We start from the raw sequence: 14368 nt of genomic DNA on the forward strand, positions 1-14368 counted from the left end.
AAAAAATTACCAAAACGAGAAAAAAATAATTTTCATATCTTTTCAAAAAAAATTTATATAATTATTATTTTTAACTTTATCATTTGAAGTCATTTTAACAACTCTCTTTTTCAAAACATTTTTAGAAAAGATAAGCAAAATATTGTCAATTTTATTAATTTTGATGATTTTTTTATACTATTGCCCAATCAAGAAATTAATAAATTTTTATGATTTTACTGCAAAATTATTTTGAAAAAAAGACATAATTGATAGTTAGTTTTTATAATTTTTTTAAAAATAAAAAATAATTTATAAGTTTGGGAATATACCATATCAATCAAAAACTTTCAATATTTAAGAACGTTTTTTTCACCTATTCCTTATTTTTTACCATCCGTATTCGCTTGACAATTGTTTTATTTTTAGATATAATAAAATTGCTTTGGCAATTAAAATGTTAAAGTGCCAAGTTTATTTTAATTTTGATATTTTAAATCTTAAAGGAGAAACTCGAATGCAAAAAACAATAACCCCTTTGTGTGATAACGTTGTTTTAAAATTAAAAATAGAAGACACCAAAACACAAAGCGGCATTCTTTTAGCTTTGTCAGAAAAAGAAAAATCTTCTGTAGGTGTAGTTGTTGCTGTCGGCCCCAAAGTCGAAGGCCTTAAAAAAGATGATGAAGTAGTTTATAAAAGCTATTCTGGTAGTAAAATTAATTTACAAGAAGAAGAATATTTAATTGTATCTGTAAAAGATATTTTGGCTCAAATTAAGTAAAAATGGAATTAAGGAGTAAAATCAAATGAGTAAAAAAATCCTTTATGGCAAAGACGCAAGAAAAGCATTATTACAAGGTGTAGATGCAATTGCAAACACTGTCAAAGTTACTTTAGGACCAAAAGGGCGTAATGTTGTTTTAGAAAAATCTTACGAATCTCCTGTTATTGTCAATGATGGTGTTTCGATTGCTAAAGAAATTGAATTAAAAAACCCTTATCAAAATATGGGCGCTAAATTAGTTTATGAAGTTGCCGCAAAAACTAATGATTTAGCAGGTGATGGAACAACTACTGCCACTGTTTTGGCTCAAAGCATGATTCATCGTGGTTTTAAAGCGATTGATTCAGGAGCAAATCCGATGTTAGTGAAAGAAGGAATTCAAAAAGCAGCTCAAGTGGTTTCTGAAAAACTTTTAGAAAAATCCAAAAAAGTAGCGCTTCAAACCGATATCCAAAACATCGCATCAATTTCTTCTGGTAGTCAAGAAATTGGAAAAATAATCGCTCAAGCAATGGAAAAAGTAGGCAAAAACGGCGTTATTAACGTTGATGAATCTAAAGGATTTGAAACAAATTTAGAAGTTGTTCAAGGTTTGCAATATGATAAAGGTTATGCCTCTCCTTATTTTGCTTCTGACAGAGAAAGCATGGCAGTAGAATTAAGTCAACCTTTAGTTTTAGTTACTGATCACAAAATTAGTACAATTCAAGAAATTTTGGCTATTTTAGAAAACGTAGTTAAAGAATCCAAAGCTTTATTAATTATTGCAGAATCAGTAGAAACTGAAGTTTTAGGGGTTTTGGTAGCTAATAAATTAAGAGGGACTTTTAATGTAGTTGTTACTAATGCTCCTGGTTTTGGCGACAACCAAAAAGAAACCTTACAAGATATTGCTGCTTTAACTAAAGCAACTTTTGTTTCTAAAGATCTCAACATGAAACTAGCAGATGTAAAAACTGCTGACCTAGGAACCATTAATAAAGTCATTATTAAAAAAGATAATACTACTTTAGTGGGTGCAACTCCAAATAAAGCTTTAGAGCAACGAATTCAATTATTAGAAACTCAAATTAAAAATTCAACAGTTGATTATGAAACTAAATCTTTACAAGAAAGATTGGCGAAATTAACTGGTGGGATTGCTTTAATTAAAGTAGGAGCAACTACCGATACCGAATTGAAAGATAAAAAATTACGTTTAGAAGACGCTCTTAACGCAACCAAAGCGGCTGTGACCGAAGGAACTGTAGTCGGAGGCGGTAAAGCATTAGTTGAAGTTTATCAAGAATTAAAAGACACTTTATTTGATGAAAATAAAGAAATTCAAAAAGGGATTAACGTAGTTATTGAAAGTCTTTTAACTCCTACTTACCAAATTGCTGAAAATGCTGGGTTTGATGGTGACCACATTGTAAGACAACAATTAAACCAAAAAACTAATTTTGGATTTGATGCCAAAAACGGTAAATACGTTGACTTGTTGGATGCAGGGATCATTGACCCTACTAAAGTGAATCGCCAAGCAGTTATTAATTCAGCCTCAATTTCTTCTTTAATGATTACAACTCAAGCAGCTGTTGTGACAATTAAAGACGATGCAGCTAATCAATTAGGAAAAGAATTGCAAGAATAATTTTATTTAACAAAATACAAAAATATTTTAAATGTTTTTACTTTTTAAAGTTGTTGATTGTTTAATTCCTCCTCATTTTTTAAAATTTTTTAATTATTATTTGTTCTTTTTATAATCACTTCTATCCCTCTATATATTGCTATTCAATTTTATTAAAAGTGATAAAATAATCCATTAAAAGAATTGAAAAAATTAAAATTATTTAATTTAAGTTTTAAAATATTTGTTCTTTTTTAATTTTTATATGTTAAAATAGTATTAGGTTTTGGTTATCTATTAAAAAATGCTAAAACGAATTTGAAGAAGAAAGGAAAATAAGATGAATAACACAAAAATTCAAAAAACCTTAGTTTCTAAATTAGCTGCTTTATTTGCTATTGGAGCTGCTGTTTCTTTATTGTTTGTATCTAATGTTTTTGCTGCTGCAAAAGGACTTAACACATTCAAAACAAACCAAGCAATTGCAATTACTGCTGAGAATGCATCAAATGTTGAAAAAGTTCTTACAGCTTGGAACAAAGTTGATGATACTGTTAAAGTTGCTGACTTAAAAGATCACGTTACAGTTACACTTAATGACGCTAAAACAAAAGTAACAGTTAAAGCAAAAGACAACGATACAGTTGTTGCTGGATCAGTTGAATTAGACATTAAAGCTCCAACATTTAATTGGTTTTCATGGTACATGATATTATTATACGTAGCTGTTGTTGCTGCAATAGCTGGTGGGGTTTTTTACTTTGTTCAAAAGAAAAGACGAGCATAATATAGCCAATAATTAAAATTTTAATATGTTTTTCTATGAAAAAGCTAGGTTTTTAATCTAGCTTTTTTCTTATCTTTATACTTTCTCTTTTTCTTTTTTTATCTAAAAATAAACTATTAAAAACTTTAATAATTGATTTTTAGATAAAAATGAAACTACTTTTAATCCAAAAAAAAATATTAGTGGGTATTTTGAAAAATTATTTAAATAAAAATGTATTTTATAGCATAATAATGAAAGGTTTTTTTATAATTTCTTTCAATTCATCAGTTGTTTTGAAAAAAATTATCTCTATTTTCTTCTAAACTAAAATTTAAAATTTCAGTCTTTTAAAATCATTCATAAACAAACACAAAAATAAGGTTTTTGATCTTTTATCTGCATTTTTAATTTAGTTTCAAGTAAATATATTTTATGTTATAATCAAAAATTAATCTTAATGTTTTGCAACAAAGATAAAACAAATATCAAGAAAGTAGGCAACAAATGTATAAAAACGGTTTAATTAAAATTCAATTATCCACTCCTAATTTAAAAATAGGAAATCCACAAGCAAATGCTTTCAGTATAAATAAAATTCTTCAAGAAAGCAAAGCTCTTTTTGTTCTTTTTCCTGAACTTTGTTTAAGTGGTTATACTGCTGGTGACCTTTTTTTTGAAACTTTCTTTTTAAAAGAAAATCTAAAGGCACTTGATTGGCTTTTAAAAAATAATACTTTTGAAGGGGTTTTTATTTTAGGAATGCCTTTAGCTTTGCATGAAGTTTTATTTAATGTTGCAGTTGTTATCCAAAAAGATAAAATTTTGGGTATAATACCTAAAAAAACCATCCCTAATTATAAAGAATTTATGGAAAAAAGATGGTTTCAATCAGGTAAAACCGTAGACAATCAACAAATCACTATTTTAGGTCAAGAAGTTCCTTTTGGCGATATTTTATTTGTAAATTCCAAACATGATATTATTTTTGGGGTTGAAGTTTGTCAAGATTTATGGACTGTTTTTTCCCCTAGTGATTTAATGGCTTTAAATGGCGCTCATTTAATTTTTAATCTTTCTTCATCAACAGAACATGTGGGCAAAATCAATCCTCGCAAAATCGCTATTTTAGACCATTCACGCAAACAAATCGGCGGTTATTTTTATGCTAGTAGCGGAATTACTGAAATCACAGAATCAAACTTATTTTCCAACCATAAAATGGCAGCTTCATTAGGACAAATGATTGGAGAAAAAAACTTATTTAATCAAGATATTAATTTAATCGTTGATCTAGACCTTGATTTTATTAAATATCAAAGAAGGATTGACACTACTTACGGCGATCAAAGAATTGGCAACACCTTTCCTTTTTTAAAAGCTTTTTTTCAAACAGAAGAAAGCAGTGATTATCATTTTGAATCCCCTATTAGTCAAACTCCTTTTATTAACCAAGATAGTTTACAAAATGACTTGGAATTAGCCAATGAAATCCAAAAATTAGCTTTAAAAACGAAATTACAAGATTTAGATACCAAAGTTATTTTAGAAATAACCGAAAACATAAATGATTTTGTTACCTTCATGGTTCTTTTACAAACTTTTTCCCTTTTGCAAAAACCACTTGCAGATTTAATTATTATTCTAAATCCCATCTCTTTTCAAGATTTAAGTCATTACCAACTTTTAAAAACTTTTATCCAAGACCAAGGGGTTGTTAACTTTCAAGAAAAAGGCTTTTCTAATCAAACCCAATTTTTATCTTTTTTATCTCACAATCAACTTTTAAAAGAAACAGATTCCCAAACAGCCTTGCTTTTAGAAAATAATAATTTTTCTGAGCTCGCTTTAGGTCAAATGAGTCAAAGAGGCTATTATGATTATCTTTATAATGTTAATTCAGGGCTACCTCATCTTTTAATCAAAGAATTAATTTTTTATCACTTAAAAAGCCCTCTTTTAAATCATTTCCAACCTTTAAAATTAATTTATCAACAAAAAGCACAAGCTTTAATGAATACTCAAATTATTATTGAAGATTTTATTCTTTTTCACCATCTTAAAAATGGTCATGAGCCTAACAAAATCGCTTGGTTATTGCAAATTGCTTTTAATTATGATTCATTGCAAAGCCAAACTCTTGTTTTTAACTATTTAAAACGTTTTTTTCAAAGTCAATTTAAAAGACAAAATATGTCTCCCGGTCCTAAAATTTTAGAAAATAGTCTTTGTCCTAGAGGCGAATCGCGTTTGCCAGTTGGTTTAAAAAGGTAATTGGGCATTCTAATAATTAAAATTTTATTTGTATTTTCAAGTAAAAACAATTACTAACTGATTTAAAAAAAGTTTTTCTTGAAACCAAGAAATTAGTTATTTAAAATGATGGTTTTCCAAATGAAAAAAAGAGTTGTTTTTTTGGATGGCATTAGTAATTTTAATCATTTTCAAATTACTAAACAAAATTAATTTATACAAAAAGAAAAAATGTTTGAAAAAATAATCTTGAAAATCATCCACTTAAAAACTAGTTCTTGTCATTGAAAAAAGATGTTATTACAGAAATAAAAAAGCAACCGCAAAACCATATAATCAACATATTTAAGTTCTATTGCTATATTTCAAAATTTTTTGAAAAATCAAAAAAATACAAACACATTTTTTTATAATTTTGTTGTTCTTTTTCGATTTTATAGCGTCATGAAATAAAAAAGTTTTAAAAATAAAAAAACCCGCGAGAATAAGTTATTTTATAATTAATAAAAACTCTTTTTGAGTATCCCAAATATTTTCGCAAATAAATAAAGACGACTTTTGTTTTTAATATTTCTTCCTTATCATAAAGTTAAGAAATAATTTTTTATTCCTTAACTTGAGGGTTGTTTTTTTAAAAAAAAGTAATTACAAAAAAACTAACTTTAATTTTTAATTATAAATACTTAATTTTGAAAAGCATTTGAAGGTCTTTTTAGTTAAGTGCTGTTTCTTTCTTGCTTTTAAAAAAAGCAAGTTATGAAGTAGAAGTTTTTTTATGAGAAATTGGGATAGTTAACTTAATTTTGATTTCCAAGGAACCCCACTTATAAACGATGTTTTCCCCCAAGAACTTGATTATAAAAATGCTTTGAAAGTGTCTTTACAATTAGGAATTAAATTATATCGAGTGGATTTTATTGAAGAATATTGGCAAAAAGTTTTTCTTCAAACCAAGAAATGAGTTTTACAAATGAAAAAAGTAGTTGTTGGGCTTTCAGGCGGTATTGATAGCGATGTTTCTGCCTTGCTCTTAAAAAAAAGCGGGTTATGAAGTAGAAGCTGTTTTTATGAGAAACTGGGATAGTCAACTTAATTTTGATTTCCAAGGAACCCTACTTATAAACAATTTTTTTTCAAGAACTTGATTATAAAGATGCTTTAAAATATCTTTACAATTAGGAATTAAATTATATCGAGTGGATTTTATTGAATAATATTGGCAAAAAGTTTTTCTTCAAACCAAGAAATGAGGTTTCCAAATGAAAAAAGTAGTTGTTGGGCTTTCAGGCGGCGTTGATAGTGCTGTTTCTGCCTTACTCTTAAAAAAAGCGGGTTATGAAGTAGAAGCTGTTTTTATGAGAAACTGGGATAGTCAACTTAATTTTGATTTCCAAGGTAACCCTACTTTAAACGATGTTTGCCCCCAAGAACTTGATTATAAAGATGCTTTGAAAGTGTCTTTACAATTAGGAATTAAATTACATCGAGTGAATTTTATTGAAGAATATTGGCAAAAAGTTTTTCTTTATTTTATTAATGCTTTCAAAAATAATTTAACGCCAAATCCTGATATTTTATGCAATAACGAAATTAAATTTAAAGCCTTTATTAATTATGCTACTTCCAAGCTTAAACCGCAATATATAGCCATGGGTCACTATGCTCGTCTTATTTATGATAAAAACCAAAAAGTATCACTTGCTTGTCCTTTGGATAAAAACAAAGACCAAACTTATTTTTTATCTCAATTAAAAACGTCACAATTAAAAAACATTCTTTTTCCTTTAGCAGATTTAACTAAAAAAGAAGTCAGAAAAATTGCTTTAGAAAATGGGTTGATTAACGCTTGCAAAAAAGATTCAACAGGCATTTGTTTTATTGGTGAAAGAAATTTTTTTCAGTTTTTAAACAATTATTTACCAGCTCAAAAAGGTTCTATTAAAAGGTTGGATGGAACTTTTTTGACTTATCATAAAGGGGTCATCCATTATACTATAGGACAACGCAAAAACTTAGGTTTAGGTAATTTCTCAAGCGGTCAAGAACCTTTTTTTGTTGTTGGCAAAAATTTAAAAACTAACACTTTATACGTTGAACCAAATTCCCAACATCCTCATTTATACAGCGATAGAGCTTTAATTATTGATGTTACTTGGCGCGGGGAAAAAACTAAAACACAAATACAGGCCAAAATGCGTTATCGTCAACCAAACCAAAAAGTTACTTTAAATTGGCTTGATGCAAACACTCTTGAAATCCTTTATCCTCAAAAAATCAAAGCAGTAACTCCCGGTCAAATCTGTGCTTTTTATGATGACGATATTTGCCTTGGAGCTGGCGTTATTAAAGAAGTTTATTTTCAAAATCAAAAAAGATTATATACTTAATTTTAAAGATAAGAGGTGAGAAAAAACAAAAAAAATATTGAAAGATTTAATGGATATTATTACCCAAAACATTCATGATGAATCCATTTTAGAAAAAATAGCCAGGGCTTATCATTTTGCCGAAGAAAAACATTCAGGCCAATTTCGTTTAACAGGAGAGGCTTATATCACTCATCCTTGTGAAGTAACCAAAAATTTAGCTCTGCTTAACAGTGAACCTAATACTTTAATTGCTGGTTTGTTGCATGATGTTGTAGAAGATACTCCAACAACAATCGAAGAATTAAGTGATCTTTTTGGTAAAGACGTTGCTTATTTAGTTTATTGTGCCACTAAATTAACAAAAATTGCTTTTTACCAAAACAAAAAGAAAGTCGATAACCAACAAAAAATGTTTTTAGCAATGGCCAAAGATATTCGAGTAGTCATTTTAAAAATTGCTGATAGATTACATAACATGCAAACTTTAAAATCAATGGATCCTGAAAAACAAAAAATAATAGCTCAAGAAACTTTAGAAATACACGCCCCTTTAGCCCACCGTTTAGGTCTTTTCCATATGAAATCCGAATTAGAAGATTTAGCCTTAAGATATGTTTTGCCAAAAGAATATTATCATATTTCTCATTTAATTAAGTTGAAAAAAAAAGAACGCGAAGAATCAGTGAAACGCGTCATCAAAGATATTGAAGCTCTTTTTAAAAAAAACAACTTGCAAGATGCAATCATTAAAGGGCGTATTAAAAACATTTACAGTATTTATAAAAAAATACACAAAAGAAAAGTTAAATTTGAAGAAATTTTTGATCTTTTAGCTATTCGAATTATTGTTTCTAACGTGGATTTATGTTATCAATCTTTAGGAATTATTCACGGGCATTTTTCTCCTTTGCCTTTGCGATTCAAAGATTATATTGCAGTTCCTAAACCAAACCTTTACCAATCCCTTCATACAACAGTTTTAACTAAAAACGGCTCTTTGTTTGAGATTCAAATTAGAACCAAAGAAATGGATCAAATCGCTGAACAAGGAATCGCTGCTCATTGGGCTTACAAAGAAAACAAAACTTATTCACAAGAAGATAAACAAATTGAGATTGCCAAAAAATTGAGATGGTACCAAGAGTTAGTGAAAATCACAAATGATGCCAAAAATCACCCCGAAGAAACTTCTAAAGAATTTGTTGATGCTATTAAAAATGATATTTTAAGTGATAACGTTTATGTTTTTACACCTACACAAGAAGTTTTTGAACTCCCTAAAGGATCTACTCCCATTGATTTTGCTTTTCGAATTCATACAGAAGTAGCTAATAAAATTAACGCAGCAATCGTCAACGGTCAAATCGTTACTCTTGATTATCGACTAAAAAACGGCGATATTATCGATATCAAAACTAATAAAAATATTTTATCAGTTAACAAAGACTGGTTGCGTATTGTAAAGACTAGTCATGCTAAAAGAAAAATTAAATCTTTTTTAAAAAAACTTCAAAAAGAAGAAGATTTATTAGCGATTCAAAGAGGGAAAGAAATTCTTGAAAAAGAGTTAGTTTTGCATAAAATCAAATTAGTTTTAGATCAAAATTTTATTCAAAAGCATTTCGAACGTTATAATATTTTTTCTTTAAACGATTTTTATGAAGAAATTGGCAGAAAAAAAATAAGCACTAAAGCTGTTATTAACAAAATACTGCCCTTAGCTAATCACAATATTAGTCAAACTAATTTAGAAAAGCAAATGGTTAAATCTCAACAAAAGTTAACTCATCAAAGTGAAAACGGAGTTTTGATTGAAGGTTTACACAATCCTAAATTAAAATTAGCTAATTGTTGTTCTCCTGTTGCGGGGGATAAAATATCGGGATTTTTGACTAAGGGGCGTGGCATTATCGTTCATTTGAAAAATTGTATTAATTTAAAAAATTGCGATTTTCAAAGGATAATTGCTGCCTCTTGGGAAGATGCTGATTTTAAATATTCTGCCTGGCTTAGTTTAATTGCTAATAGCAAAGATAATTTAACCCAACAAATAATTAACAAAATTAATGTTTTTAAAATTAATATTTTGGAATTAAAAGTTATCAATAATCAAAAACTAGAAACAATTATTAAACTTAGAGTTTTGACTTCTAACATTCAAGAATTAAATAATTTAATCGCCAATTTACAAAAGATCCCTGAAGTGAATCGAATTAAAAGAGGCAATTATTAATAAATTTAAGATAAAGAAAAGTTATTTTTTAACCTCACAAGTGTTTTTGAATTTTTACACTATAAATTAGTAATTGTTGAGTTAGTTAGATACAAAGATTAAAACTTTTTAAACTAAAAATGTTTGACTCAAAGAAAATCATTTATTCCAAGAGCGAATTGATACAAAAATAAATATATTGAATAAAAAAAACCAAAAAAACCACAATTTAAATTTTGCTAAATTTAAAACCCAAAACAATCTCGAAAAACATTAATTAAGTTTTTAAACTAAAACAACAAATTAATTGCAATATTTTATTAAAAAAAGATGAAACTGGGTAGATGATTTTTAGACATTTTATTTTTAAAGAATATTTTTAAAACTAAAAAAATAATAGATAATTTCTTTATTCTTTAAAACTCTGGGATGTTTGATTTTCTTCAACAAACTTCAAAATTTCAAAAATTCTTTAAAATCTAAAATCAATTAGATATTTTCATATCTTTTCAAAATAAAAAATAGTTTAATAAAGTGAAAAAATTGTTTAACAATTTTTAATATTTTGTTCATTTTTGAACAAAATGAAAAACCAAAAAAAACGTTAAACAAAAAAATATTATTAATAAAAAACTCTACTTTTGTTTTTGAGAGTTTGTATTTTTTCTTTTAAACTGAAAAAAAGATTGCAATAATTACAAATTTTTTCAAATTAACAAAAACATCTGAAATTTTATTAAAAAATTACCTTAATTTTTTTCATATTTTCCTCATTCCTAAAAAAAACATTTTTGAAACTTTTTAGTAAATAAATATAATAACATATTTTTTTAAAAAAATATACCTATTTTAATGTTTGGTATTTTAGTGTTTGGCTATCCAAAACATTATTTAGGTTTTTTGTTTTTTATCTTTTATTGATTTGATTTAAGGTTTTTGTATGTATCAAATATTTCTTATTGGGTATTTTTGTAATTTATGACCGCAATGATTTTTCTAAATGTTTTTAGACCAAATGAGAAAATTAGTTTTATTCTTCAAAAATAAAAAAAAGACCGACTAAAAAGTCGATCTTACAGAATTTTTAAAAAGAAAAAAGTTGTATAGTATTTTCAAACAGTCCATAATAAAGGATAAGCAATACTTGCAACCACCACAACAAAAGCGCCTCCAACACGAGTAGCTATTTGAGCGAATGGCATTAATCCCATCAAATCAGAAGCTGATAAAATAGCAATATTTCCTGCTCCTCCAATACTATTGGTGCAAAGACCTGCAGTAACAGAGGCTTCCAAAGGATAATAACCTAATTTTTTTCCTAAATATCCAGCCACCAAAGCAACTACAATCACACATACAAAACAAGTAATAATAAAATTAACATTTTGTAAATGTTTCCATGCTTTTGCAATTTGCAATGTAGAACCTAAAATGACTAATAAAGTAGAAGTTAAGTTTTTAGTAATCAATTGAGATGTTTTAACAATACAATTAATATAATCTTGTGAAATCAAATTAAATAATTTAATTAAAATAACGACAAAAACAATAAAAACAATAGTGTCAGGAAGATATTTTTTAATTTGAGGAAAACGCAAAACAGCCAAATCACGCAGCATAACGCTAAAAATATATATACTAAAAATAGCGATAACCCCAGTAATAAATTTATTTGAATCAAAATTTGGTTCCGTTTTTGGAGTTGGTTTTGCTTGAGTTTGAGACAAAGAAGTTTTGATTTCTAATTTACCATTGCCACTTAATTTGCTTTTTTGAAAAAGTTTTTTAATAATACCAGATACTAAAATACTAAAAATACCTCCCAAAAGTAAAGCAGGGAAAATATGGCTTTTCATTGCTTCAAAATCTGTAGCATTTCCAGAAGACGCTAAGCTATAAGAACTACTTAAAGGAATGATTCCTGCTGTAATTCCGCCACTCGCTAAAGGAGCAAAAATATAAAAGATGGCGTTAAGAATATTTTCTTTAGGACTGAGAGCGACAGAGTCCTTAATGCCTTTGATGGGTTGCAAAAAATATCCTAAAATGCCCACCACTAAAACACCAGTTATTAACGAAATCAAAATTAAAGGGATAAATTTTTTGAAAGAATTTTTTAATAATTTTTTATCCATTCCCAAAAAACTACCTATAATTAAAACTGAAACAAAAAAAGAAGTAAAACCAATTTTGTTTTCGCCACCACCACTTAAATTTTGAAAACTTAAAGATATTTTTTTTTGCATTTCTCTTAAAAGAGGTGCATTTTTAAATATAGGAACCGTAAACAAAATAGAAGGCACAATAATGCATAGAATGGCTCCACCACCAATATCTTTTAAAATAGGAATGTTTTTGCCAATAGTTTGTAAAAAGGCAGCTAAAAGCAGTGCAATTAATAAAGGAGTTATTAAGGGATGGGTGGAAGGGTGAAAATTATCTTTTCCCCGTCCTAACCATTTAAGGCCCAAAAGTTGTATTAAAACAAGTAAAATAATTAAGCCAAAAACAGGAAGACTAAATCCTAAAATGGTTTTTTTGTTATTTTTCTTTTCTGGCGATGTTGGAGAAGCATTCATTTACGAATTACTCCAGTTTTTTGAGCAGCTTCTTTTACCGCCAAAGAAATTTGTTTTACTACTTCTTTATTGAAGCTACTTGGTAAAATATTTTCTTCGTTTAAATCTTCTTCTTTAATAATCCCTTTGAGGGCGTAAACAGCGGCTTTTTTCATCTCTTCATTAATTTGAGTCGCTTTAGCATCTAAAGCTCCGCGGAAAACTCCCGGGAAAGCTAGACAATTATTAACTTGGTTGGGGAAATCAGATCTACCAGTTGCAATAATTCTTGCCCCACCTTTTTTAGCTTCATCAGGCATAATTTCTGGGGTAGGATTTGCCATAGCAAAAATAATTGCATCTTTGTTCATAGAGGCTACCATTTCGCTAGTTAAAATACCAGGAGCAGAAAGGCCAATAAAAATATCTTTTCCTTTGATTACTTCTTTTAAAATTCCTTTTTCTTGATAAATATTAGTTATTTGTGCTAATTTATGTTGTTCTTTATTTAATGTTAAATCGTCTTTTTGTAAAGCACCTTTTTTATCGGTTAAAATAATGTTTTTAGGATTTAACAAAAGCAACATTTTAGCCACCGCCATCCCGGCTGCACCAGCTCCGCTGATAACTATTTGAGTATCTTCAATTGCTTTTCCCACTACTTTTAAAGCGTTAAGAATTCCTGCAGCAGCAACAATCGCTGTTCCGTGTTGGTCATCATGCAAAATAGGGATATCTAGTTGTTTTTTGAGGGAATCTTCAATTTCTATACATTCAGGTGCTTTAATGTCTTCTAAATTGATTGCACCAAAAACAGGAGCAATTTTTTTCACAATGTTAATAATTTCTTCAGTATTTTTAGAATCAATGCAAATAGGAAAAGCATCAACGCCTGCTAATTCTTTAAAAAGAATAGCCTTTCCTTCCATAACTGGTAAAGAAGCTTTAGGTCCAATGTCTCCCAGTCCTAAAACAGCAGTTCCGTTAGTCACAACGCCTACCATATTGCCTTTTGAAGTATAACGGTAAACATTTTCTGGATTTTCTTTAATTTTTAAGCAAGGCTCTGCAACTCCTGGTGTATAAGCTAAAGATAGATCGGATAGGTTTTCTACTCTGACTTTACTTGTTACAGAAATTTTTCCTTTGTTTTTTTCATGTAATTGTAATGCTTGTTCTTTTAAATTCACTTTTTCAGTGGACTCCTTTTGATTAAGTATTTGGGGTTGTTTTTGCAAGCAAAAAACAATCATCCTCTTTTATTATATGTTTTTTTTGCTTTTTGCCAATATTTTTTTTCACCTTAAAACCAAAAATTTCATCTTTTTTATTTTAAAAATGGTCAGAAAAAATCAAAAAAGTTTTATTTTCGGTTTTTTTATTTTTTAAAAAGTTTTTTTTGATAAGTGAAAAAAGTAGCAAATGTATTGATTTTATCTTGATTTGTTTTAAATACAACTGTATTTGTTTTCTATTTTGCCAACGTTTTTAGAAAAGATTAAGAATTTTTTTAAGTTTTAAAAAAAGGATGGATGTCTAATATTAATGAACAACACATTTCATTATTTTATTCCTATATTTCATTTTGATTTTATTTGCTTTTTGATTAAAAAGATTTAAATTATACAATTTTATTTCGCCAGACTGAGTTATTTTTTTGGTTTTTCATTTTGTTTAAAAATTAACAAAATATTAAAAATTGTTAAACAATTTTTTATTTTGAAAAGATATGGAAATATCTAATTGATTTTAGATTTTAAAGAATTTTTAAAATTTTGAAATTTGTTGAAAAAAACCAAACAGTCCATTTTCATAAATAAATTTGTATTTTT

The 14368-nt window shown here is 27.7% G+C and carries 8 protein-coding genes and 2 pseudogenes; 8 read left to right on the forward strand and 2 right to left on the reverse strand.

The features are described 5' to 3' along the window. Positions 1-496: 496 nt before the first annotated feature. From SLY_RS02765 to SLY_RS02790, 8 genes and pseudogenes are all read left to right on the forward strand, one after another. Positions 497-763: a molecular chaperone GroES gene (locus tag SLY_RS02765; protein WP_041784349.1), complete on the forward strand. Its 267-nt coding sequence runs from the start codon at positions 497-499 to the stop codon at positions 761-763. A gap of 25 nt (positions 764-788) precedes the next feature. Continuing rightward, positions 789-2399 (forward strand): chaperonin GroEL, encoded by a 1611-nt coding sequence (gene groL / locus SLY_RS02770; RefSeq protein ID WP_012359207.1) that lies wholly within the window; start codon positions 789-791, stop codon positions 2397-2399. A gap of 319 nt (positions 2400-2718) precedes the next feature. Then, a complete protein-coding gene (locus SLY_RS02775) occupies positions 2719-3165 on the forward strand; it encodes an Antigenic membrane protein precursor (protein WP_015638088.1) in 447 nt (148 codons plus the stop codon). Between the two features lie 486 nt (positions 3166-3651). Beyond that, entirely contained in the window at positions 3652-5418 is a 1767-nt protein-coding gene (locus tag SLY_RS02780) for a nitrilase-related carbon-nitrogen hydrolase (protein ID WP_015638089.1), read from the forward strand. A 713-nt stretch (positions 5419-6131) separates the two neighbouring features. Continuing rightward, positions 6132-6343: pseudogene (locus SLY_RS05285) on the forward strand (tRNA 2-thiouridine(34) synthase MnmA); the annotation flags it as partial. Positions 6344-6367: 24 nt separating this feature from the next. Next, positions 6368-6608: pseudogene (locus SLY_RS05945) on the forward strand (tRNA 2-thiouridine(34) synthase MnmA); the annotation flags it as partial. A gap of 48 nt (positions 6609-6656) precedes the next feature. Beyond that, entirely contained in the window at positions 6657-7784 is a 1128-nt protein-coding gene (gene mnmA, locus SLY_RS02785; RefSeq protein WP_012359210.1) for a tRNA 2-thiouridine(34) synthase MnmA, read from the forward strand. Between the two features lie 49 nt (positions 7785-7833). Further along, positions 7834-9999, forward strand: a complete 2166-nt coding sequence (locus SLY_RS02790; RefSeq protein ID WP_235043251.1) for a RelA/SpoT family protein — start codon at positions 7834-7836, stop codon at positions 9997-9999. Between the two features lie 1091 nt (positions 10000-11090). Here SLY_RS02790 and SLY_RS02795 read toward each other — a convergent pair. Together SLY_RS02795 and SLY_RS02800 are read right to left on the reverse strand one after the other, a co-directional pair. Further along, a complete protein-coding gene (locus tag SLY_RS02795; RefSeq protein WP_012359212.1) occupies positions 11091-12557 on the reverse strand; it encodes a 2-hydroxycarboxylate transporter family protein in 1467 nt (488 codons plus the stop codon). Next, positions 12554-13726: an NAD(P)-dependent malic enzyme gene (locus tag SLY_RS02800; protein ID WP_012359213.1), complete on the reverse strand. Its 1173-nt coding sequence runs from the start codon at positions 13724-13726 to the stop codon at positions 12554-12556. Before SLY_RS02800 ends, SLY_RS02795 begins: the two co-directional genes overlap by 4 nt. Between the last annotated feature and the right edge of the window lie 642 nt (positions 13727-14368).

It is taken from the genome of Strawberry lethal yellows phytoplasma (CPA) str. NZSb11 (assembly GCF_000397185.1).
In the GTDB taxonomy this organism is placed as follows: domain Bacteria; phylum Bacillota_I; class Bacilli_A; order Acholeplasmatales; family Acholeplasmataceae; genus Phytoplasma; species Phytoplasma australiense.